Raw genomic sequence first — 21,420 nt, forward strand, 5'->3', positions numbered from 1 at the left:
CGCGCGAAGCGGCGCTTTCCGCAGATGATAGAAAATCATTCTTCCGGTTTTGCGACGCGGCAGGGATCATTACGCCGAGGCGCCGGAACGCGTTCGGCCGCCGGATGCCATCGAAGCCGTTTTCCGGAGCTCAAGACCATGTCTGTCAATCGTCGTCATTTCAACCAGCTGCTGTTGCTTGGCGGTGCGAGCTTCGCATTGCCCGGGTTTTCCTTCGCCGCGGAAGGCACGCCCGTTCAGGGCGGCACGCTCAACTGGGCCTACTATCCCGATCCCACGTCGCTGATTGCCATCAACACCTCGTCGGGCACCGGCCAGGCGATCGGTCCCAAGGTGAATGAAGGCCTGCTTGATTTCGCCTACGACCTCACCCCGAAACCGCTGCTGGCCACGGAGTGGTCGATAAGCGATGACGGCCTGCGCTACACCTTCAAGCTGCGCGAGGGTGTCAAGTGGCATGACGGCAAGGACTTCACCTCGGAAGATGTTGCCTTCACCGTCTTCCGGCTGAAGGAGGCGCATCCGCGCGGCCGCATCACCTACCAGAACGTGACAGCGGTCGAGACGCCCGATCCGCACACCGCTATTATCGTGCTTTCGAAGCCGGCGCCCTATCTGATCACGGCGCTGAGCAGTTCGGAATCGCCGATCGTGCCGAAGCATGTCTACGAAACGTTCAAGCCGGCAGAACAGCCCAAGCTGGAGCAGACGATCGGCACCGGCCCCTTCGTGCTCAAGGAATGGGTGCCCGGCAGCCATCTGATCTTCGACCGCAACCCGGACTATTGGGATGCGCCCAGGCCCTATCTTGACCGCGTCGTCCTGCACGTCATCCTCGACCCGGCCGCACGTTCGGCGGCGCTTGAAACCGGCGAGATCGATATCGGCGCCAATCCCGTGCCGCTGGCCGACATCGAGCGGCTGAAGGCAAACCCCGCTCTGGTCGTCGACACCAACACCTACGCCTATTCCGGCCCGCAGCAGCAATTGTTCTTCAACTACGAAAACGAAATCCTGACCAAGCGCGACGTGCGCCTGGCCATCGCCCACGCGATCGACCTGCAGAAGCTGGTCGACATTGCGCTCTATGGCTATGCGCAGGTATCGCCGAGCCCGATCAGCACGGCACTGCCCAAATGGTACGACCCGAGCATCAAGGCGCGCGAGCCCGACCCCAAACTGGCGGAGAAACTGCTCGACGATGCCGGCTATCCGCGCGGCGCCGACGGCAAGCGTTTCAAGCTCCGGCTTGCCTACAACGCGTTCCTGCCGGCGTCCTATGCCGACTTCATCAAGCAGTCGCTGGCAGCGGTCGGCATCGATGCCGAGATCTTGAAGCTCGATCTGTCGACGTTCCTGAAGACTGTCTACACCGACCGTGCCTGGGATCTGGTCATCGAATCGCTGTCGAACACCTTCGACCCAACGCTCGGCGTCCAGCGCGCCTACTGGTCGAAGAACTTCAAGATCGGTCTCGTCTTCTCCAACGCCAGCCATTATGCGAACCCCGAGGTCGACCAGATCCTCGAAGCCGCCGCCGTCGAGCCCGACGAGACCAAGCGGCGCGAGCTCTGGTACAAATTCCAGCACATCATCCATGACGACGTGGTGTCGGTCGATCTGGTCGCTGCCGGCGCCCAGATCGTCGCCAACAAGAAGGTCCGGGATTTTGCGCCCGGCGCGCAAGGCATCAACAACAGCTTCGCGCAGATCTGGCTCGCGCCAACCGCCTAGGTGTTTGGATTCCCTTGGTTGGGATCGGTTGTGAAGACACCGATCCCGACTTCTCTCCCATGAAAGACAAATCGCGCAAACGCGGAGTGCCGACCATGACCATCGACCGACGCCTGTTCAATCAGTTCCTCCTGCTGGCCGGCGCGAGTGCCGCACTTCCCGCTGGAGCATTCGCCGAAGACGCAAAGCCGGTGGCCGGCGGCACGCTCAACTTCGTCTACTATCCCGAGCCCAACCAGATCGTTTCCATCAACACCAGCGCAGGTGGACCGGCCACCATCGGGCCGAAAATCTTCGACGGCCTGCTCGCCTACGATTACGACCTAAACCCAAGGCCGCAACTGGCCACCGAATGGTCGATCAGCGACGACGGGCTCGAATATGTCTTCAAGCTGCGCCATGGGGTGAAATTCAGCGACGGCCACGACCTGACATCGCAGGACGTGGCCTTTTCAATCTCGCGGCTGCGCGAAGCCCATCCGCGCGGGCGCATCACCTTCCAGAATGTCACCGACATCGACACGTCGGATCCGCATGTGGTGAAGATCAAATTGTCGAAACCGTCCGCCGCGCTGATCTCGGGACTGGCCGCGACGGAATCGCCTGTCGTGCCCAAGCACATCTACGAGAAGCTGAAGCCGGCCGACGATCCGTCCTTCGAGCAGATCATCGGCAGCGGACCGTTCGTGCTCAAGGAATGGGTGAAGGGCAGCCACATCATCGTCGAAAAGAATCCGACCTATTGGGATGCGCCGAAACCCTATCTCGACCGGATCATCTTCCGCTTCATCACCGATCCCGGCGCGCGCGCCGCGGCGCTCGAAACCGGCGAGGTCGACATCGGGCCGAACCCGGTGGCCTTCGCGGACCTCGAAAGGTTCAAGGCGCTGCCGCAATTCGTCGTCGACAGCACGGTCTTCGCCTATAGCGGCCCGCTGCATCAGCTGATCATCAATCTCGAAAACCCGATCCTGAAGGAGAAGAAAGTCCGTCAGGCAATAGCGCACGCGATCGACCTCGATGCGGTGAACGCCATTGTGTTCTACGGCTATGGCCAGGTGTCGCCGACGCCGATCAGCGTCGTCAACAAGAAGTATTTCGATCCCGACGTGAAGGCCGCGACGTTCGATACGGCGCTGTCGGAAAAACTGCTCGACGAAGCCGGTCTCAAGCGGAGAGCGGACGGCATCCGCTTCAAGCTCAGGCTCACCAATAACCCCTATAACCCATGGGGCTATGCCGACTTCCTCAAACAGGCATTGGCCAAGATCGGCATCGACGCAGAGATCCAGAAATTCGACTTCGGCACCTATGTCAAAACCATCTACACCGACCGCACCTGGGACCTGTCGACGGAATCCTGCGGCAACATCTTCGATCCGAGCGCCGGCGCGCAGCGACTTTACTGGTCGAAGAACATCAAGAAAGGGCTGCCGTTCTCCAACGGCGCGCATTATGAGAATCCTGAGGTCGACCGGTTGCTGGAAGCCGCCTCGGTGGAGCTCGACGAGGCCAAGCGCAAACAGCTGTTCTTCAAGTTCCAGGAGATCATCGCCGACGAGTTGCCGATCATCAATCTGATCGCGCCGCCGACCATCATCATCGCCCGCAAAACCGTCAAGAACTACGCGCCCGGCGCCGAAGGTCTGTCGGCCAATTTCGCCGACGCCTATATCGATCCGAACGCCTGAATCTGCGGGCGATCAGAAAAAAGGGCCGCATCGAGATGCGGCCCTTTTTTGTTTCTGTTGTCTTGAGGTGCAGAGCGGTCAGGCCAGAGTACGCAGCCTTGGGCTGGCTCCGACCAGAAGGCCGGCAAGGGCGATGGCTTGCGCCAGCTGTTCGCCGATGGAGCTCGATTCCCAGGCGACGCCACGCAGCGGGTGGCCGATGGCAAAGAGATTGCCATGGGTCCTGCCGTCACCGGAAATCACCCGGCCGTCATGCGTGGCGTCGATGCCGAAGCCGGTTGCGTGCGGCCTGACGATGCCGTTCTCGAGCAGGCCCTGGACAAACGGATCGGCGATCTGCCGCCAATCATGCTCCTGATGGCCGCGGCAGTTGACGACACCATCGAAGCGCACGCGTTCGACCGCGCCGGTATCGCGCCAGCGGATCTCGGCTGCGATGCCCGCAGTTTCGGGATGGAGTCCAAGGACCCGTCCGGCTCCCGCCGTCCAGCGGCCTTGCTTCTGCGCCAGTGCAACGCGCTCAAAGCTCGGCGGTGCCGCGCGGTGCGCGGTGACGTCCCAGAAAGCGCGCAGATGGCGTGTGAACTTCAAGCGCTCCCTGTCCGTTGCGCCTTGCCACAAGGCCAGGATCCATGGCCGGATCGTCAGCGGCAGCCCTTGCCAGTCCAGCCCTGCGGCCTCGATGGCCCGGCGTTCGGCCTTGACCAGGGCAAGAAGCGCCCTGGTGGTTTTCGGCAGCGGCCGCCCGGCGAGGAAATCGCGCCACGCTTCCGTGTTGCGCCGTGGCTCGACAATCTGTCCCCGCCGCGACACGACACGGTAGCTGCCCTCGAAGCCGCGCGCTTCCATGCTGGCAACGACGTCGACCATGCTCAGGCTGGAGCCGATCAGCAGCAACTGCTTGCTGCCGGCGAGCCGGTCGAGCGCTGCCGGATCCCAGGGATTGGCAACATAGCGGGGATCGCTGACGATGGCTGCTTCGGTGGCGGATGGCTCGCTCTGGAACACCCCGGTTGCCAGCACGGCCTCATCGGCCAGCAATTGCTGGCCATCGCTTGTGCCGACGCAGACCCCGGATGGACCGGTCAGCATGTCGACGGCGGATGCCTTGATGTGGCGCAGCGACGAACGCCCGTCTGCTTCTCTGATCGCTCTCGTCAGCTCGGCTTGGACATAGCTGCCGAACAGCCAACGCGGCGGGCTGGAGTCAGGCACATCCGCGGGCGGCGTCCAGCCGTGCTCTCGCCCATTCGCCAGGAGCCAGCGAACGAGATGATCGGGATCGTCCGGATGCAGCGAAAAGATGCGCGCCGCGCCGTTGACCAGATGTTGCGGATCGACGGTGCTGTAGGCAACACCACGACCGAGTTCGGCCCGCCGCTCGATGATGGTGATCGCTAGCGGTTCGGTCGAACGGTCGAGCAGCTTGATCGCGGTAACCGCGCCGGCAAAGCCGCCGCCTACAATGATGATTGAACGAGGGATCGAACGCGGCGGGGAGGAGGGTGTGTGAAGCATCAAGGACCTTTGCGACGCCGACGGTGCGTGGCTCTAGCCCATTACCCCGGCGGCGACCATCGTGCTTTCCCGTAACCCGATGTCAAAAAACAATAATTGCCAGCTGGCGAAAGGCATTCTTTCGCTCAGCGGGTCTGGCAGGCGTTAGAGATGAAAGGCCTTTGCGACCGGCCCGAGAAACGCCCCCGAGAGCCCCGATGACTGAAGATCGAAAGATAAGGCTTGGCGCCTTTATCCGCGGACCCGGCCACCATGTCGCGGCCTGGCGACATCCCGATGTGCCCGCCAATCCGGGCCTGAGCTTTCAGCACTATGCGGACGCCGCGCGCACCGCCGAGCGTGGCCTCTTCGACATGGTCTTCCTTGCCGACAGCCTGAGCGCGCGCAATGGCGAGCAGCCGATCGAGACTTTCGAGCGCACCGGCCATGTCGTGCATTTCGAGCCGCTGACACTTTTGTCGGCGCTCTCGACCATCACGCAACGGATCGGGCTGGTGGCCACCGCTTCGACCACCTATTGGGAGCCCTTCCACCTGGCGCGGCTGTTCGCCTCGGTCGACCATCTGAGTGGCGGCAGGACAGGCTGGAATGTCGTCACCTCGGCCGATGCGCCGGCGGCGGCGAATTTCAGCCGCGACCAGCACCCCGTCCATGCCGATCGCTACGACCGCGCCGAGGAGTTCGTCGCCGTGGCGCAGAAGCTGTGGGACAGCTGGGACGACGATGCTTTCGTCGCCGACAAGGCTTCGGGCATCGCCATCGATCGGCATGGCATCCATGCTCCTGACCATGCCGGCCGGCATTTCCGGGTCAAAGGGCCGCTCAACGTTGCCCGCCCGCCGCAGGGCCATCCCGTCATCGTCCAGGCGGGTTCTTCCGATGCCGGCCAGCACCTGGCGGCCCGCACCGCGGAAGTGGTCTTCACCGCCCATCCGACCATCGAATCGGCGCGGGGCTTCTATAGCGAGCTGAAGGGCCGGCTGGCGTCCTTCGGCCGCTCCGCCGATAGCTTGAAGATCATGCCCGGTGTCTTCCCGGTCGTTGCGCCGACGCGCGCGGAAGCCGAGGACAAGTTCGACGCGATCCAGCGCCTGGTCGACCCCGTGGTTGGCGTGGCGCTGGTTTCCGGCCTACTCGGCGGCGTCGATCTTTCCGGCCATCCACTCGACGGACCGTTGCCGGAACTCGGCAGTTCCGATGCGGTGAAGAGCCGGCTGAAAGTCGTTTCCGAACTGGCTGCGAGCCGGAACCTGACCATCCGGCAATTGTATCTCGCCGTTGCCGGCGCACGCGGCCATTTCCAGATCGTCGGCACGCCAAAAGACGTGGCCGACATGATGGAGGAATGGTCCGTCGGCGGCGCGGCGGACGGCTTCAACGTCATGCCGCCGATCCTGCCGACGGGCCTCACCGATTTCGTCGACCTCGTCATTCCGGAACTGCAGCGGCGCGGCCTGTTCCGGACCGCCTACGAAGGCGGCACGTTGCGCGAGAATCTCGGCCTTGCGCGTCCGAAACGTGGCGCTGCCGAACATCAGGAGAGGAAAGCATCATGAGCGCGAGCACGATCGATTCTAGGACTTTTCGCCAATGGCTGGCGGATGGCGAGGAACTTGCGGTGCTGGATATCCGCGACAGCGCGATTGTCGGATACGCATCGCCGCTGTTCGCCACCAATCTGCCTGCCGCTCAGGTCGAAGCGGAGATCGACCGCTTCATCCCGCGCAAATCAGTGCGCACCGTGCTGGCCGATGACGGCAGCGGCGCTGCCGAGCAACTTGTCGAACGACTGGCCGGGCGCGACCGCAGCCAGTTGTTCGCACTGGCCGGTGGAATTCCAGAATGGACGCGTGACGGCGTGGCCGGCTTGCCGACCTTCGACACGCCAGGCGTCGATTTTTCGCTGGCGATCCGCGACGCGAAGGGAACGCCGGTCATTACCGTCGAAGAACTTGAAGCGCTCAGAGGCCAAAGCGCCGACGTGGTCGTCCTCGACAGCCGGACGGTGGCGGAGTTCGACAGGGACCACGTGCCGGGCGCCATCAGCGTGCCCGGCGCCGAGTTGGTGCTGCGCTTCGCCGACCTCGTGCCTTCGGCGGAGACACAGGTGGTCGTCTCCTGTGCCGGGCTGCCGCGCGCCATCATCGGCGGGCAGACGCTGATCGACGCCGGTGTGCCCAACAAGGTCGCCTATCTGCACGACGGCACCAAGGCATGGCGCGAGGCCGGCCTTGGGCTCGAAACCGGCAGGACCGCCGTCTATGGTCCGGCAAGCGAGGATGCGAAGCGCTTCGCCGGAAAGCACATCGCAAAACTTGCCGAAGGCGACAGCTTTCCCCGCGTCGATGCAGCGACGGCCGCAACCTGGGCGAAGGACGACAAGCGGACGACCTATCTTCTGGACGTGCGCACGCCGGAGGAGTTCGCCGAAGCGCACATTCCGGGGTCGATCGCGTCGGAGGGCGGGCAGTTGCTCGGCGTCGCCTATCGCAGCATCGCCGTGCGCGGCGCCCGCGTCGTGCTGATTGACGATCTGCTCGGCGTTCGCGCGGCGACGACGGCGCACTGGCTGCAGCGGCGCGGCTTCGAGATCGCCATTCTCCTGCACGACTTCCAGTCGGCCAGGCTGGTGGAAGCGGCGTAATAAGGCAGGACAGTTATCGGGCGATCTTAGGAGCCGCTATTCGGCGGCTTCCTTTTGACGGCGGCGGCCTGAGAGGACATTCTTCTGCATCGCCGTCAGCGAAGACCGCACCGCATCGGCGCCGTGCTCCAGCATCTTCGCCTCGTAGTTCGACAAGGCTTCAAGCAGCGGCTTGTCGCCGCGTCTGGCGGCCACAAGCTCCGGCACCAGCAGCCCGGCGTCATAGATCGCAGTGTTGCCGCCGAGCGCGCGGAAATAGGTCATGGCGTGGATGGCGTCGCCAAGCAGTGTCACTCGTTTCGTCGGCCAGGGATCGACAGGCTCTGAGCTGTGGACATGCAGCAGCGCCACCGTCGACGGGTCGGTGTAGCGAATGAGGTCGAGGATCTCCGGATGCCAGTGGCCGATCTTCGAAATCAGGAGATCAATCAGTTCGGAGCCGGAGAGCTTCGCCAGCACGTCATCCGTGGCAAGCTCGTCCTTTTCATAGGCGGTGTTCCACCAGACATAGCTGGTGGTGTTGTTGAAATGGAAACCGGAAATATCCTTGTGGGTGTCGTCGTCCAGCCCGATCAGTCCATGCTTCCGAAATGCCTCGACATTGACCCGGTGGCTGGTGACCATCAGCCCATGACCTTCCGTCGGCCGGACCCCGGCATTGTAGTCGACCAGCAGCGGCGAGATCTGGTGTAGGGCTGCGGCATGCAGCGTCATCTTGCCGGCCAGGCGCCTGACGCCGGTGTCGAAGCTTCGCGCATGCGGCACCAGTTGCTGGCGCACGCGCGAGCGGGCGCCGTCGGCACCGACCAGCACGTCGGCATGGATTGTCGAGCCATCCTCGAAATGCGCTGTTACCGAGCCGTCCGGCTGCTCCTCATAGCGGGAGAAGACCTTGCCGTAGCGCACGATGCCGTCGAGGCCGGACAACAGCACCTGGCGCAGAGTGATACGGCTCACTGACTTTTCGATATGCGTGTCGTCGTTCTCGCCGAGCCCGTTGCCGCCGCCCCAGGCATCCTCGCCCAAGGTCTCGAAATTCTCGTCGAGCAGGATGTTGCGATCTGGCGCATGGCCGAGCGTGGCGACAAAAGCCTCGTAGAGGTCCGGCGGCAAGTTGGCGATCAGCGAATCGATGCCACGCTGGCGGATGCGCAAACGAAAACCCTGGACATAGTCGGTGCGGGCGCGATCCTTCTCGAAGACCGCGACGCTGATGCCGTTCTTCTTCAGGCCTTGCGCCAGTGTCAGGCCACCGGGACCTCCGCCGATGATAGCGACGTCGACATGTTCCGTTGTCATGGCGCTCAACCGACTGCCGCAAGCCTGGGTTTGCCAGCGGCAACAGCCGGCGTCTCGGCCACCTGCCGGGCGGCGTGGCGGCTGAGCGCCGCCTTGGCGGCGATCGTGCGGATCATGTGGTTCTGCGGCGCGTGGGAACGCGCGGTCAGCGTATCGCGATGATGACGCTCGAGCTGGAAATCGCGGTTAAGGCCGGGATTGCCGGCAAGTTCCAGCGCCAGCGAGGTGACGGCCACGGCATTGTCTATGACGACATGCCTGACGGTCATCCCGTCGGTGCCGACCGGCCGGCCGGCATCGACGTCTTCGGCGAGAGAACGCAGCAGCCGCGCGCTGGTCGCAAGCCGGACCTCGATCTCGCCCAGCCCCGCTTGGATGTGCGGTACGGTCGAGAGCGGCGCACCGAGGCTCGCCGGCGCATGCGTGGTGACGAAGGAGACCAGCCGGTCACGGGCAGCGCGGGCCGCACCGTGATAGACGGCGCCGATCAGCGAAAAGAAGAACGCCGTCGAACCCTCTTCACGCCTCAGCGGCTCAGACGCCGGTTGCGCCTCGGTGATGTCTTCGCTGGGAATCGCGACATTGTCGAGAATGACATCGTCGCTGGCGGTGGCCCGCATGCCGGCTGCGTTCCATGTCTTTTCGACACGCAATCCCGGCGCATTGGTTGGCACCAGGAATGAGGCGAGGCGCGGTTGCGGCTCGTCGGTCAGCGCCAGCAAGTTCACCCATTTCAAAATGGGAATGCCGGTGACGTAGTTCTTGTGGCCGGATATCCGCCAGACATTGCCGTCGCGCCGGGCAATGGTTTCGGGCGGCTTGCCATGAGCGGGCGAGCCAATCCCTGGCTCGGCTTGCGCAGCGTTGATCAGGGCAGGGCCAAGACGGCCGGCCTCGACGATCCGCTGAACCAGATGGCGCGGCCATTTCCCGGATTTCCGCAGCGCGTATTGGCTGTTGTAATGCATGGCCAGCACCAGCGCCGTCGACGGCTCGCCGCGGCCGATCTCGGCGATCACCGCCTGGGCTTCCGTCAGCCCACCGCCGAAGCCGCCATGCTCGCGCGCGGTGACCAGGCCAAGCAGTCCGGCCTGGTGAAGCCGGCCGAAATTGGCAAACGGAAATTCCCCGGTCGCGTCGTGATGCGCAGCGGTTCGCGCGAAGTCGTCTGCAAGGCTCGCCACTTTCTCGAGGAGTTGCGGAAACTCGGCAATTGTCGAGGTCATACGCTGTTTCCTCTCAGGCGGCGGCGCGAATGTTCACCAGATCGAGCGGCCGGCGATCGACCCAGTCCTCGACGTCGAAATCGCTGGCAAGGAAGCCCCAGTCGCGCAGGAAATCCTTGTAGTGGGAAACCGCTGCGACGAGCTCAGGCTGCAGTCCGAGGCCGAGATGCTTATGGACATCCGGGCCGTTGGCGGCCAGCACCTGTTCTTCGGTGGCGCCGGATTCGCGGGCGACGAAGCGGCGCGTCTCGTCCGGATGCGCCTCGGCCCAGGCGCTGGCCCGCAGGATCGTCTCGATCAGTCGCGCGACAAGGTCGGGGCGTTCTTCAGCCAGCAAGCCGTCGACGGTCAGCACACGCGGCGAACCGGAGTTGATGCGGATGTTCGGGTCGGGATGAAAGCCGAATTCGGCGACCTGGATGGCGCCGATCAGATTGGCGACATTGATGCCGGCCGTGCCTTTGACATAGATGGCATCGACCTCGCCACGGATCAGCGCGGCTGCCTCCTCGCCATAGGCCTGTTTGCGCTTGAGGCCGAACAGCGACGGCCCTTCCTGGCTATCGAGCACGCTGTCGGTCAGCGCGATGTCGACGATCTCGACGTCGGCATGGCTGAGGCCTTCAAGCGAGAGCGCCGAGACCAGCCCTTTCAGCGCCGTCGCCCGCATGAAGTCGACGATGCCTTCCGGACGCCGGGCGATGCCGAAGCGGCGGCCTTTCAGGTCCTGAGTTGTTCTGATGCCGGTGCCGGGCAAGATGATGATCGCCTGGAATTCGTCGGTCCAGGTGATGCCGACGAGACGCGTCTTGCGCCCTTCGGACCGCGCACGGATCGGCGGCACGTTGCCGCCGTGGCGGAACGACCAGTCGAGTGTGTGGTTGAAATGGCTCTGGCGGATGTCGCGGTTGGGTGAATCGATGATCGACTTCAATTCGATCCCCTCCTTGCGAAAGGTTTCGTCGAGAAGTCCGAGCTGCGCCGCAAGCCCGACAGGCGTCGGCACCGGGCAGCGTGTGTACCAGATTTCGGAGATCGCAGTCGTGGTCATGAGTGCTCCTCAGGCGTTGCGCAGGCCGGCCTGCTTCATCAGCGGCAAGATGTTTTCGCCGAAGAATTCGAGGTCCGGCTTGAAGTCGAAGAAGGAGAGCTGCAGGCCGTCTATGCCGGCGTCCTTGAGCTTGACGAACTGGTCGACGATCTGTTCGGGCGTGCCGATGAGATAGATGTTGCCGCCGACCTTGGCGTAGGGATCGTCACGGCCCTCGCGGCCTTTCCACGCCTGGGCGTCGCTGTTGAAGGTCTGGAACCCTTTCGGCGTGCGGCTGTCGGCCTGAGCGACGATCTCGTCGGCGACCGCCCAGGCTTCCTTCTCGGTGGGACGGCTGATGACCAGCGGATTGAGCAGCGTGCGCACGGTGCGGCCGACGCCGAGAGCGGCATCCTTCACCTTCTTCGTATGTGCCGGCAGCGCTTCCAGCGCGCTGGCGATGTCGGAGCCGGCCGGACTGGTGACGAAGACGATGTCGGAATAGCGGCCGGCAAAGGAAATGCCGGCGTCGGAACCGGTGGCGTTAACCAGGATCGGCCGGCCATAATTCGGCTTCGGCGTGACGAAGCCGCCATTGAGCTTCCAGCTCGATTCTCCGGAGAAGGAAAAATTCTCGTCATCCTGCCACAGCCGCTGCAGCACTTCGACGAACTCGGCCGCCAGTTCGTAGCGACGGTCATGCTCGATGCGGTTCCAGCCGAACATTTCGTGTTCGACGGCGCGATGGCCGGTGACCACGTTGATGCCCCAGCGGCCGCCGGAGATGTGGTCGAGCGTGGCGCCGAATTTCGCCAGATGCAGCGGATGCCACGGGCCGTAGAGAACATGCATGGTCGAGATCAGCATGATCTTCTTGGTGATCGCGGCCATGGCTGCGATGGACACGAAACTGTCCAGTGCCTGGCCATTGAAGACACCGCCATAGCCGCCCTTGGGCAGCCACTGGCTGAGCGCGAAGACGAGATCGAAGCCAAGCTCTTCGGCCTTGAGCGTCAGGTCGCGGTTGTAGTCGAAGCGCCAGTCGGTCGAGCGCGGCAGGGTCGAGTTGGTCCAGCCGCCGGCCTGGATCGGCAGGAACAGCCCGAGCAGCACCGGCTGCTGCAGCGCTTTCGACAGCGGGCTGTCCGGATAGTCGGTCGGCGCCTTGAAGAACGGCGTGCCGACGATGGAACCAGGCTTGTGGGCGAGCGTCATTGTGGGATCTCTCGGGGCAAGGAGAAAAAGAACCCATGCGCGAAGGGCCTGCCGCGCATGGGTTGGCGGATCAGGCGACGATATGGGCTGATGCGAGGGAGCCGGCATTGCCCTCGGCGCCCACCGTGTGGTCGGCGATGCGTCTGTTGTAGAGGGTGATTTCAGGCTGGCTGACGATGCCGATGTCGGGCAGGTCCTCGACCAGGATCTGCTGGATGGCGGCCCACTGCTCGAAGCGCTTTTCGTGGTCGACCTCGACGGCCGCCGCTTCAAGAAGTTCATCGACCTTGGCATTGCTGTATTTCGAACCGTTGGAGAACGGCACGCCCGGCTTGAAATTCTTCGACCAGTAGAGCCGCTGCACGCCGACCGTCGGGTCGAACAGATTGCTCATGCCGTTGAAGGTGAAGTCGAAATCGCGGTCGGTGTAGATGCGCTTGGTGTAGGTGGCGAAATCCTGGCTGCGCACGGTGACCGCGATCCCGACCGCGGACAATGCCTGCTTGATGTAGTCGGCGCCGCGCTTGTAGGTTTCGCCGCTCGGGACATAGTCGTGGACAAGCTTGAGCCGGATGCCGTCGGCGTCGCGCGGCAAGCCTGCCTCGTCGAGCAGTTTCTCGGCAGCGGCAATGTCGACCGGATAGGTCTTCAGGTCGGCGACGAACCACTTCTTCAGATTGGGATTGATCGGGCCGGGAATGCTCGCGCCGTAACCATAGTTGATCGTGTCGCGGATGATGTCGCGGTCGATGACATGGGCGAAAGCGCGGCGGACGCGAACATCCTGAAAATAGGGCTTTTCCAGGTTGAACTCGACCCGGCTGATGCCATTGGAATATTGGTAGCCCTGCTTCTCGAAGCCGATATGCGGCAGCGTTTCGAAGCGCTGCAAATCGCTGTACGGGATCGGCGTTGCCGGCGCCAGATCGATCTCGCCGGTCTCCAGCGCCAAAGCGCGCGCCGAAGCGTCAGGGATGAAACGCACGATCAGCCGGTCGAGATAAGGGCGCGGCGCGTCCCAATAATCGGGATTGCGTTCATAGACGATGTGGCTGCCGCGCACCCATTCCTTGAAGACGAACGGGCCGGTGCCGACCGGAGCGACATTGACCGGATTTTCGGCTGCCTTGGTGCTGTCATAGAGGTGCTTGGGCACGATCGGCGTTTCAGCCGCGGCCAGCGCCGTGATCAGGTAAGGCGCCGGCTTCGACAGGACCAGTGTCACGGTCAGCGGATCCGGTGTCTGGATGTCGACGAGATTGAGGAAGGTATTGCGGCCGCGCGGATGTACATCCTTGATGGTTGCGATCGAATAGGCGACGTCGGCGGCGGTAAATGGCTGGCCATCGTGCCACTTCACGCCGTCCCGCAGCTTGAACGTGTATTGCAGCCCATCGTCGCTGACCGACCATTGCCTGGCGAGCGACGGGCGCGGCGTGAGATCGAAATCATAGGTCAGCAAGCCCTCGGTGGTCTTTGCCGAGACGTAGACGGAATTGAACGCCGTGTGGGCGATCGTCGTCAGCACCGGCGGCTCGGCCGAAAGCAGCAGCGTCGCCGTCCCACCCTGTTTCGGCTCGGCTGCGTATGCGCTGCGCGATGCAGGCAACAGGGTTGCTCCGAGCGCGGTTGCCGAAAGGCCGAGGAACCTGCGGCGGTTCGGAATGAGGAAATGAGACATGGCGCCATGGTCCTTTTTTGCTGCCGGCATCAATCGGCCGGTCGTCGGCAGCCGGGTGAAAAATCCGTCGTTCCAAGAGTGGCCCCGTTTGTGAAAAGATTTGGCCGCTCCGCTCCTGCACTTAAGATTTCATACTTCAAACGGTTAATTTTGTAGCATGAAATAAAATTCTATTCTGCAATGTTGCCATTTGCAGAACAAAATTTCTTAAATCAGGTTTGACAATGTCTATAAATCTTGTCAACTAAAAAGCACGGAACTTTCCGGGAAATAGCAAACCGCATCGTCAGCCACAGCCGGGATAGCGAAAACGATGTCGACCCTGACGCGCATTGGCAGAACGTTTCGACGCACGGCCATCCAGGCCGTGCCAACGGTTCTGGGCATCGTAATCCTGAACTTCTTCCTGCTCCAGCTTGCGCCGGGCGATGCCGCCGACGTCATGGCCGGCGAGGCCGGTTCGGCCACGGTGGAAACCATGGCGGCGTTGCGCCAGCGCTTCGGGCTCGACAATCCGCTGCTCGTCCAGCTGTTCAACTATCTCTACAATCTGGCGCATTTCAGCCTCGGCTTTTCGCCGCGCTACGGCATGCCGGTTGCCGACCTGATCGGCCAGCGGTTACCGGGAACGCTGTTGCTGATGGCGGTGGCACTGACCATCGCCATTGCACTCGGCCTCGTCCTCGGTTCGCTGATGGCGGTGTTTTCCGGGCGGCTGCCGGATCGTCTGCTTTCAGTCGTTTCGCTGCTGTTCTATTCCATCCCCGGCTTCTGGATCGGGTTGATGCTGATCGTGCTGTTCTCGGTCAAGCTCGGCTGGCTGCCGAGCGGCGGCTCGGGAACCATCGGCAGCAACCTGACCGGCCTTGCCGGCATCTGGGACAAGGCGCGCTACATGATCTTGCCGGCGCTGTCGCTGGCGCTGTTTTACGTGGCGATCTACGCGCGGCTGACCCGAGCGGCGATGCTGGAAGTCCAGTCTCAGGACTATGTGCGCACCGCCGCCGCCAAGGGCCTGTCGCCGACCGTCATCACCATCCGGCATGTCCTGCGCAACGCGCTGATCCCCATCACCACCATGGCCGGCATGCATGTTGGCGGCATGCTCGGCGGCGCCGTGGTTGTCGAGACGGTCTATTCCTGGCCCGGCCTCGGGCGCCTTGCCTTCGAGGCGGTCATGGGCCGTGATTTCACGGTGCTGCTCGGCATCCTGCTGTTGTCGTCGCTGCTGGTCATCGTTGCCAACGCGACGGTCGATCTTCTGCACGCCTGGCTCGATCCCCGCATCGGAGTACGCTGATGGCTTCCACCGATTTTGCCGCGGGCGACGCCCGCTCCCGCCGCGTCTATGCCGAGGCCCGCGAGACCGCGGTGCCGGCTGAGGCCGAAGCCAAGAGCTGGAGCAATCTCCACGCACCTGACGCGCGCTCCGCCTCGGCGGCGTCGGTGCCGGTTGCGGCCGGCGGCCGCGCGCTGAAGGTTTTCCTGCGCAATCCCAACGCCATGTTCGGCGTGGTGTTCCTGGCGCTGGTCGTGCTGGCCGCGCTGCTGGCACCCGTCCTCTATCCGGCCGATCCGCTGTCGATGGTGGCGCGACCCTTCCTGTGGCCGGGGCAGAATCCGGCTTTTCCGCTGGGCACGGATTCCATGGGCCGCGACGTGCTTTCCGGCATTCTGCACGGTGCGCGGATTTCGCTGTTCGTCGGCCTGGTGGCGACAGCGCTCGGTCTGAGCTTCGGCATCCTTGTCGGCACCACCGCTGGCTATTTCGGCGGCTGGATCGACGACCTGCTGGTGCGCCTGATCGAGATTTTCCAGACCATACCGAGCTTCGTGCTTCTGGTCGTCATGGTGGCGATCGCGCAGCCGACCGCACCGGTGGTGACGGTGGCGATCGCCGTCATCACCTGGCCGACCGTGGCGCGGCTGACGCGCGCCGAATTCCGCGCCATCCGCGAGAAGGATTTCGTCATGGCCGCCCGCAGCCTCGGCTATGGCCATGCCCGCATCATCTTCCGCGAAATCCTGCCCAACGCGCTGCCGCCCCTGATCGTGACCTCGTCGGTGATGGTGGCGACTGCGATCCTGATGGAATCGGCGCTGTCCTTCATGGGCCTCGGCGATCCTAATGTCGTCAGCTGGGGCTCGATGATCGGAGCGGGCAGGGAGTTGATCCGCACCGCCTGGTACCTGACCGCACTGCCGGGACTTGCGATCGTCTTCACCGTGCTGGCGCTGAACCTGATCGGTGACGGCCTCAACGATGCGCTCAATCCGCGCTTCTCGCAGGAGCGCTAGCGATGGCCGCTGCCTTGCTCAGGGTCGACAATCTGACGGTTCGCTTCCCGACCACCGAGCCGGTCAGCCGGCTGAGCTTCGAGGTCGGCGAAGGTGAGACGCTGGCGATCGTCGGTGAATCGGGCTCCGGCAAGTCGCTGACGGCACTTGCCCTGATGCAGCTTCTGCCGCGCTCGGCGAAAATCCCCAATGGCCGGATCGAATTCGCCGGCAGGGATTTGCTGGGCCTCGACCAGAAAGCGATGCGCAATTTGCGCGGGCGCGAGATCGCCATGATCTTCCAGGAGCCGATGACCTCGCTCAATCCGGTGCTGACCATCGGCCGGCAGATCACCGAGGTGCTGACGCTACACGAAGGCATGCGCGGCAAGGCAGCGCGGAACCGTGCCATCGAGCTTCTCAATCTGTTGCGCATTCCCGATCCGCAGCGGCGCATCGACGACTATCCGCACCAGCTTTCCGGCGGCATGCGCCAGCGTGTCATGATTGCCATCGCTGTTGCCTGCCGTCCGCGCCTGCTGATTGCCGACGAGCCGACAACGGCGCTCGACGTGACCATCCAGGCGCAGGTGCTCGACCTGCTTGACACGCTGCGCCGCGAACTGTCGATGGCCGTCGTGCTCATCACCCACGATCTCGGCGTCGTCGCGCAATGGGCCGACAAGGTCGTCGTGATGTATGCCGGCCGCAAGGTTGAACAGGCGCTACCTGGCGCGCTGTTCAGAACACCGCTTCATCCCTACACGCGCGGCCTGCTGGCCGCGTCGCCGCGGCTGAAGACCAATCTCCACTACCGCGACGCCAGGCTGACGGAGATTCCCGGCAGCATCGTCTCGGCCGCCGGCGAGAAGGGCTGCCCGTTCCGGCCGCGTTGCGCGGTGGCGCGCGACAGCTGCGCCCATTTCGTGCCCGATCTCGTTGAGGTCAGCGACAACAGGCTCGTCGCCTGCCCCTACAGCTTCATTCCGGAGGTTGCGCATGGCGCTGCTCTCGGTCTCTGACCTCTCCACGCATTTCCACGCACAGGGTGGTGCGCTGCGCGCCGTCGACGGCGTTTCCCTCGAGGTCGGGCGCGGCGAGACGGTTGGTCTCGTCGGCGAAAGCGGCTGCGGAAAGTCGACGCTCGGCAAGACCATCATGCGGCTGGTCGATCCGACCAGTGGCAAGATCGAATTCAACGGCACCGACATCACCGTTCTCGACGCGCGCCGGCTGAAGGCGGCGCGGCGCAACATCCAGATGATTTTCCAGGATCCGTTCGCGTCGCTCAACCCGCGCCACATGATCGGCGACATCTTGACGGCGCCGCTGAAAGTCCATGGCATCGGCAACAAGGCCGAGCGGCGCAAGATTGTCGAGGACATCATCGAGCGTGTCGGTTTGCCAAGGGATTCGCTTGGCCGCTACCCGCATGAATTTTCCGGTGGTCAGCGCCAGCGCATCGGCATTGCCCGGGCGCTGATCCTCAATCCGGAACTGGTCGTCTGCGACGAGCCGGTGTCGGCGCTCGACCTTTCGATCCAGGCGCAGATCCTCAATCTGCTGGTCGACATGAAACGGCAGCTCGGCCTGTCCTATCTCTTCATCTCGCACGATCTGTCGGTGGTCCGCTATTTCGCCGACCGGGTGCTGGTCATGTATCTCGGCCGCATCGTCGAAAGCGCCGACAACGCGACGCTGTGGACCTCGCCCAAGCATCCCTACACGCGCGCGCTGATGGACGCCGTGCCCGACCCGGCGCGCCGGCGTCAGGCGGCGCCGATCCATGGCGATCTGCCAAGCCCGCAGAACATCCCGAGTGGTTGCCGCTTTCACACGCGCTGCCCGCTGGCGACTGATCTCTGCCGTTCGCAGGAGCCGGCATTCCGGGCGATCGGGTCGGGACACCAGGTCGCCTGCCACTACGCCGAACCAATCCTCAACTGAAGTTCAACGGAGCAGAACAATGTCCGACTACCGCTATCTTGGCCGCAGCGCGCTGAAGGTTTCGCCGCTCAGCCTCGGCACGATGATGTTCGGCGGGCCGACCGAAGAAAATGTCGCGCACCGCATCATCGACAAGGCGCGTGAGCAAGGCATCAATTTCATCGACACCGCCGACGTCTACCACAACGGCAAGTCCGAGGAAGTCGTCGGCCGCGGCATCAAGGCGACGCGCGATCATTGGGTTGTGGCGACCAAATTCGTCAACTCGCATGACAAAGGTCCCAATCTCGGCGGCCATTCACGCAAATGGGTGATCCAGACGGTCGAGAACAGCCTGCGGCGCCTCGGAACGGATTACATCGACCTCTTCTACTTCCACCGTGCCGTCTTCGATGCGCCGCTTGAGGAGCCGGTGCGGGCAATCGCCGACCTGATCCGCCAGGGCAAATTGCGCTATTTCGGCGTCTCGAACTTCCGTGGCTGGCGCATCGCCGAAGTCGCGCATCTGGCCGATGAACTTGGCATCGACCGGCCGGTGGCCAGCCAGCCGCTCTACAACATCGTCAACCGCACCGCGGAGGCCGAGCAGCTGCCGGCAGCTGCCTACTATGGTCTTGGCGTCGTCTCCTACAGCCCGCTGGCGCGCGGCGTGCTGACCGGCAAATACGAGCCGAACCAGGCGCCTGCCGCCGACACGCGGGCTGGGCGTGGAGACAAGCGCATCGCCGAGACCGAGTGGCGTCCGGAATCGATCGAGATCGCCAGGCAGATCGCGGCGCACGCAAAGTCGCGCGGCGTCGCGGCGGCCGATTTCGCGCTGGCCTGGGTGCTCAACAACCGGTTGATCACAGCGGCGATCGCCGGTCCGCGTACCGAGGAACAGTGGGACAGCTACGCCAAGGCACTGGACTTCAAGCTGAGCGCCGAGGATGAGGCCTTTGTCGACCGTCTCGTTGCCGCCGGCCATGCCTCGACGCATGGGTTCAATGATCCGAGCCATCCGGTCGAAGGCCGTGTGCCGCGTTCGGAGACGGCAGCACCCATCCCGCTGACGCGGCCTCTGCGCGCCGCATGACGGTCAGCCGAGGAACGGCGGGGCTTCGCTGCGGTTGGCCCCGCCCGACGACTTCCCAATCGTTTCGGACAGATGAGAGAGCCCATGAATTTCCATGTCGAACGGCTGCGCCAGAACATCGTCGTGCTTTCGGGCAACACTCACAGGCCGTCGAAGTCGCGGACGCTGGCGCATCATCTCGGCGAGGCGCTGCGCGAAAAATTGTCCGTCACGGTAAATTTCCTCGATCTTGTCGATGCCGGCCGTGGTCTGGGTGCTGCGTTTACGCGAAAGGAATTGACGCCGGAGGCGCTGAATGTGGTAAACGCGGTCGAACAGGCCGACGCGCTGATCGTCACGACGCCGGTCTACAACGGCTCCTATGCTGGCCTGTTCAAGCATCTGTTCGACCTCATCGACCCACTGGCGCTCGTCGACCGGCCGGTCCTGATCGGCGCGACGGGTGGTGGCCAGCGCCACGCGCTGGTGGTCGAACATCAGCTTCGCCCGCTGTTTGGCTTTTACTCCGCCCTGACGGTGCCGAGCGCCGTCTATGGCAGTGACAGCGACTTTGCCGACGGCAAGCTCGTAGATTCGCTGGTTCTGGCGCGGGCCGGGCAGGCCGTGGATCAATTCGTTGCCCTACTTTCAGCGCGCCAGCCGAAGAGCCAACCGGTCCGGGCGGCTTCGGGCTGACGGTGGAAATTGGATCGAGGCGTGAGCAGTCGTGATCCACAATGGTCGTAGGGTGTCGAGCGGGATGTTTATGCATCGAACCACTGTGGCCATATTCATCTTATTTATCAATCGCTTGTAACGTCTTCCGGAAAGGTGGTGCCGTTAACTGGCGCATGTATCGAGTCACCAACCACGGATTCCGAACGCATATTTCTCTAACCAACGGCTCTCGGGCCGAATGAACCGCCTCGGTGCCGTCTTTTCCTGCGGCAGGTCGCGTGTGGGTTTGCAGACGACGAGGATCGATTTTTCCCAGCGATCCAACTCGCCGCTCGGATAGAGGATTGCTTTGCCGATCTTGAGGAAGGATGGCCCGATCCGCAAGCAACGCCAGTTTCGAAAAGTCCCTTCGCTTACCTGTCCGCGATAGCGAGCGATGACTTCTTCAGGAGTGAGGAAGTTCGGGTCAGGCATGGGCGTTACAGATAGCAGAGTTGTGCAACAGATTGTTGCACCCGCGACCCCGTCGATAGAGACCTGGGGTGAAATGCCGGCGGCGTCACCGCAACACGCGCGCTTCAGAGTACGTCCGCTCAGGGCCAGCCGCCGCAACAAGCCGCGACCCGCTGGACCGAAAACGACCGTCAAGCACCCCCGAGCGGTCCGCACGGTTGCGCCCGGCATTCGCCCGCCGGCGTGGCGTGCCTCACTTGCCGTATGACGCAAGGAACACCCGCACGCCGGCTGCGGCGTGCCGTCGAAGCTTCGCCGGTTTCGGAATCGATTCGTCACCCAACAGCATGGCCCTGTTCAATGGCTCGCCCATAATCAACCAATTGAACTGGGAAGCGGCGACGGCCGGATCATCGATCGCAAGCAGGCCGCGATCAGCCAAACGCTCGAACAACACTGCCATCGCCGTCATTGCGCGCCTGGGTCCGCCATCGAAGAGCGCCTTTGCCAGTTCCGGGAAGCGGCCGACCTCACCGATTACCAAACGGCGTAGCTGCATGACGCGCGGCGTGAGCACGGTGGCAAGCTGTCGGTACGCATAGCGCCGAAGATATTCGGCAACATCTTCGCCCTCGGCGAGGTCCGGCATTTCAGTGTGGACCCTATCGCTGGCTCGATTGGTCACGCTGCTTACGATCTCTACGAACAGCGTCTCCTTGCTCGGAAAGTTCTTGTAGACGGTCTGTTTCGACACCGCCGCAAGCGCCGCGATCTCGTCCATATTGGTGGCCAGATAGCCCTTTTGCAGAAACATCTCTGTAGCCGCATTGAGGATGGCCCGCCTCTTTTTCGCCGACCGTCCGTGCGGTTCTAGTTCTTGTGAAGCACCTGCTGAACGCGTCGTGGTCATGCTCCTGGCGTGTCTGCTGCCGATTGACTCATAGTACTGGACCGTCTAGTTTGATTTGGCCCG

The 21,420-nt window shown here is 63.3% G+C and carries 18 protein-coding genes; 10 read left to right on the plus strand and 8 right to left on the minus strand.

What is annotated here, in order from left to right:
- Positions 1 to 138: 138 nt before the first annotated feature.
- Entirely contained in the window at positions 139 to 1,734 is a 1,596-nt protein-coding gene (locus tag NKG95_RS26795; RefSeq protein WP_353042988.1) for an ABC transporter substrate-binding protein, read from the plus strand.
- Positions 1,735 to 1,829: 95 nt separating this feature from the next.
- Complete coding sequence (locus NKG95_RS26800) at positions 1,830 to 3,425, plus strand: ABC transporter substrate-binding protein (protein WP_353042989.1); 1,596 nt, start codon at positions 1,830 to 1,832, stop codon at positions 3,423 to 3,425.
- Positions 3,426 to 3,503: 78 nt separating this feature from the next.
- Here NKG95_RS26800 and NKG95_RS26805 read toward each other — a convergent pair whose 3' ends face one another.
- Positions 3,504 to 4,943, minus strand: coding sequence for an FAD/NAD(P)-binding protein (locus NKG95_RS26805; protein ID WP_353042990.1), 1,440 nt, complete (start codon positions 4,941 to 4,943; stop codon positions 3,504 to 3,506).
- A 197-nt stretch (positions 4,944 to 5,140) separates the two neighbouring features.
- On the opposite strand from NKG95_RS26805, the gene NKG95_RS26810 reads away from it, so the two are divergent.
- Together NKG95_RS26810 and NKG95_RS26815 are read left to right on the plus strand one after the other, a co-directional pair.
- A complete protein-coding gene (locus tag NKG95_RS26810) occupies positions 5,141 to 6,499 on the plus strand; it encodes an LLM class flavin-dependent oxidoreductase (RefSeq protein ID WP_353042991.1) in 1,359 nt (452 codons plus the stop codon).
- Positions 6,496 to 7,587 carry a rhodanese-like domain-containing protein gene (locus NKG95_RS26815; RefSeq protein WP_353042992.1) on the plus strand — a complete coding sequence of 364 codons (1,092 nt, stop codon included), beginning with the start codon at positions 6,496 to 6,498 and terminating at the stop codon, positions 7,585 to 7,587. The genes NKG95_RS26810 and NKG95_RS26815 overlap by 4 nt, the downstream gene beginning before the upstream one ends.
- Before the next feature lie 36 nt (positions 7,588 to 7,623).
- On the opposite strand, the gene NKG95_RS26820 is transcribed toward NKG95_RS26815, so the two are convergent.
- The 5 genes from NKG95_RS26820 to NKG95_RS26840 form a co-directional block, all read right to left on the minus strand.
- Positions 7,624 to 8,886 (minus strand): FAD-dependent oxidoreductase, encoded by a 1,263-nt coding sequence (locus NKG95_RS26820; RefSeq protein WP_353042993.1) that lies wholly within the window; start codon positions 8,884 to 8,886, stop codon positions 7,624 to 7,626.
- A 5-nt stretch (positions 8,887 to 8,891) separates the two neighbouring features.
- Entirely contained in the window at positions 8,892 to 10,112 is a 1,221-nt protein-coding gene (locus NKG95_RS26825) for an acyl-CoA dehydrogenase family protein (RefSeq protein ID WP_353042994.1), read from the minus strand.
- A gap of 13 nt (positions 10,113 to 10,125) precedes the next feature.
- Positions 10,126 to 11,163 carry an ABC transporter substrate-binding protein gene (locus tag NKG95_RS26830; RefSeq protein ID WP_353042995.1) on the minus strand — a complete coding sequence of 346 codons (1,038 nt, stop codon included), beginning with the start codon at positions 11,161 to 11,163 and terminating at the stop codon, positions 10,126 to 10,128.
- A gap of 9 nt (positions 11,164 to 11,172) precedes the next feature.
- Positions 11,173 to 12,357 (minus strand): LLM class flavin-dependent oxidoreductase, encoded by a 1,185-nt coding sequence (locus NKG95_RS26835; protein WP_353042996.1) that lies wholly within the window; start codon positions 12,355 to 12,357, stop codon positions 11,173 to 11,175.
- A gap of 70 nt (positions 12,358 to 12,427) precedes the next feature.
- Positions 12,428 to 14,038: an ABC transporter substrate-binding protein gene (locus NKG95_RS26840; protein WP_353042997.1), complete on the minus strand. Its 1,611-nt coding sequence runs from the start codon at positions 14,036 to 14,038 to the stop codon at positions 12,428 to 12,430.
- A 313-nt stretch (positions 14,039 to 14,351) separates the two neighbouring features.
- Here NKG95_RS26840 and NKG95_RS26845 point away from each other — a divergent pair, with 313 nt between their 5' ends.
- The 6 genes from NKG95_RS26845 to msuE all read left to right on the plus strand — a co-directional run bounded on the left by NKG95_RS26845 (position 14,352) and on the right by msuE (position 20,012).
- The gene (locus tag NKG95_RS26845) at positions 14,352 to 15,338 is read left to right on the plus strand and encodes an ABC transporter permease (protein ID WP_353042998.1); all 987 of its coding nucleotides are present in this window, start codon (positions 14,352 to 14,354) and stop codon (positions 15,336 to 15,338) included.
- Positions 15,338 to 16,336: an ABC transporter permease gene (locus tag NKG95_RS26850; RefSeq protein ID WP_353042999.1), complete on the plus strand. Its 999-nt coding sequence runs from the start codon at positions 15,338 to 15,340 to the stop codon at positions 16,334 to 16,336. The genes NKG95_RS26845 and NKG95_RS26850 overlap by 1 nt, the downstream gene beginning before the upstream one ends.
- Before the next feature lie 2 nt (positions 16,337 to 16,338).
- On the plus strand, positions 16,339 to 17,337 hold the full coding sequence (locus NKG95_RS26855; RefSeq protein ID WP_353043000.1) for an ABC transporter ATP-binding protein: 999 nt from the start codon (positions 16,339 to 16,341) through the stop codon (positions 17,335 to 17,337).
- Positions 17,315 to 18,262: an ABC transporter ATP-binding protein gene (locus tag NKG95_RS26860; RefSeq protein WP_353043001.1), complete on the plus strand. Its 948-nt coding sequence runs from the start codon at positions 17,315 to 17,317 to the stop codon at positions 18,260 to 18,262. The genes NKG95_RS26855 and NKG95_RS26860 overlap by 23 nt, the downstream gene beginning before the upstream one ends.
- A gap of 19 nt (positions 18,263 to 18,281) precedes the next feature.
- Complete coding sequence (locus NKG95_RS26865) at positions 18,282 to 19,337, plus strand: aldo/keto reductase (protein WP_352565074.1); 1,056 nt, start codon at positions 18,282 to 18,284, stop codon at positions 19,335 to 19,337.
- Positions 19,338 to 19,421: 84 nt separating this feature from the next.
- The gene (msuE, locus tag NKG95_RS26870) at positions 19,422 to 20,012 is read left to right on the plus strand and encodes an FMN reductase (RefSeq protein WP_352845680.1); all 591 of its coding nucleotides are present in this window, start codon (positions 19,422 to 19,424) and stop codon (positions 20,010 to 20,012) included.
- 165 nt (positions 20,013 to 20,177) lie between these two features.
- Here the strand turns inward: msuE and NKG95_RS26875 are convergent, their stop codons facing one another.
- Positions 20,178 to 20,468, minus strand: a complete 291-nt coding sequence (locus NKG95_RS26875; protein ID WP_352565078.1) for a DNA-binding protein — start codon at positions 20,466 to 20,468, stop codon at positions 20,178 to 20,180.
- Between the two features lie 232 nt (positions 20,469 to 20,700).
- Positions 20,701 to 21,357, minus strand: a complete 657-nt coding sequence (locus NKG95_RS26880; RefSeq protein WP_352565079.1) for a TetR/AcrR family transcriptional regulator — start codon at positions 21,355 to 21,357, stop codon at positions 20,701 to 20,703.
- Between the last annotated feature and the right edge of the window lie 63 nt (positions 21,358 to 21,420).

The organism is Mesorhizobium sp. M1423 (assembly GCF_040317575.1).
Lineage (GTDB): Bacteria > Pseudomonadota > Alphaproteobacteria > Rhizobiales > Rhizobiaceae > Mesorhizobium.